The 1,555-nt window shown below is 53.2% G+C and carries 2 protein-coding genes; one reads left to right on the forward strand and one right to left on the reverse strand.

From position 1 onward, the window contains the following. On the reverse strand, positions 1–757 hold a 757-nt coding region (locus Q0341_RS02990), incomplete at its 3' end, for a glycosyltransferase (protein ID WP_299510454.1). A gap of 107 nt (positions 758–864) precedes the next feature. Here Q0341_RS02990 and Q0341_RS02995 point away from each other — a divergent pair. Beyond that, on the forward strand, positions 865–1,473 hold the full coding sequence (locus Q0341_RS02995; protein WP_299510456.1) for a hypothetical protein: 609 nt from the start codon (positions 865–867) through the stop codon (positions 1,471–1,473). Positions 1,474–1,555 lie beyond the last annotated feature (82 nt).

Consider the following 1,555-nt stretch of genomic DNA (forward strand, 5'->3'; position numbering starts at 1 on the left):
GCTGTTTTTGTTTCAGTGTGTGGTAAGTTTTGACGGTCAAGTCCAGATTTTTTTCGGCCGCTAACCGCCCCACGGACAGCATGACAAGGGTTGCGTCACTCGCTTGCCAGGTGCTGCGCAAGGCAGGGCTTCTTTTGTGGGGTGTGAACAGTGCGGTGTCGACACCTCGCGCAACGACTTGGAGATTTTGAAACCCCAAGGTGTTGAGTTGTTCAAGCATCGCGTGGGTCGGAACCATGGTGCACAAGGTGCGGTTGTGAAATTTGCGCAGGTAAGCCACGATGGGCTTTTGCAGCCAACCGACACCATAGTGTTTGCTGTAACTTTGGAAGTTGGTTCTGAAATCGGAGGTGACGGGCAAGCGCAAGACCCGTGCCGCCTGCAGCGCCGACCAGCCTAATGGCCCCTCGGTGGCGATGTGCACGATGTCGGGCCGATTTAGGCTCCAGGCTTGGACCAGTGATTTTTTGCTTGGGAACCCCAGCTTCAGCTGCGGGTAGCGCGGAATGGGCATGCCTTTGAGCAGCAGTTCACTCCAGCCTTCCCGGTGGCTTTCTGCCTCGTGGCGGTCTTGCCGCGGACGGATGAGCTGGATGGTGTGTTGCCGTTGGCTCAATTCTTGAATCAAGCGCGACAGTGTCAGTGCCACGCCATTGACCTCGGGTGGCCATGTTTCTGTCACCACGGCAATGCGCAAGGGGGCATTCGCGGGTACAAAATTTTCAACCAGAAAGGGCTCATTGTCTGAATCATGCATGCCCTGATGCTGAACGGCGCTTTTAACAATTTGATGACAAATTGAATGTCATTGATTTTTCACACGAATTGAAGATGATCTTTTGATCTTCAACAAGAGGGGTTCCTGTGAAAGAATTTTTCAAAGCTTTGGAAGTGCAGCGTTGGGACGATCACCGCTACTACCACCATTGCCGCATCAACCAGTCCTTGCACTTGCTCAGTGCCATGTCTTTTGTGGTGGCTTACGGCATGCTGTGGATTGATCCTGCCATGGCCGCATTGCTGGCCTGGATGGTGTCTATGACAACACGGCAAGCGGGTCACTTTTTCTTTGAACCCTTGGGTTATGACCACGTCAACGAAGCCACCAACGATTTCAAGGAAGACGTTAAAGTGGGCTACAACTTGCGCCGCAAAGTGGTGTTGCTCAGTGTCTGGGCCGTTTTGCCTTTGGTTATCTACATGAATCCTGGCTTCATGGGTTTGTGGCCCGCGCATGAAACATGGTTCGAATTTTTGCGCGCTGTGGGTTTTGCGTGGTTGTATTTGGGTGCGGCGGCTTTGCTGTTCCGCACGGTGCATTTGTTCTTCCTGCACGACGTGCAAACCGGATTGGTCTGGATGACCAAGATCATTACCGATCCTTTCCACGACATTTACCTGTACCACAGGGCACCTTGGCAATTGTTGCGCGGTGAACGCTTTGCCGATAACCATCTGCACGCAGACCGCTGACCAGTTTGAAGCCCGTTCATCCTGAAAAGGTGAACGGGCTTGGCCATCAGCGAAACAGTGTTTCCTTGAGGATGCGGCGGCG

The organism is uncultured Limnohabitans sp., assembly GCF_937889215.1.
Lineage (GTDB): Bacteria > Pseudomonadota > Gammaproteobacteria > Burkholderiales > Burkholderiaceae_C > Limnohabitans_A.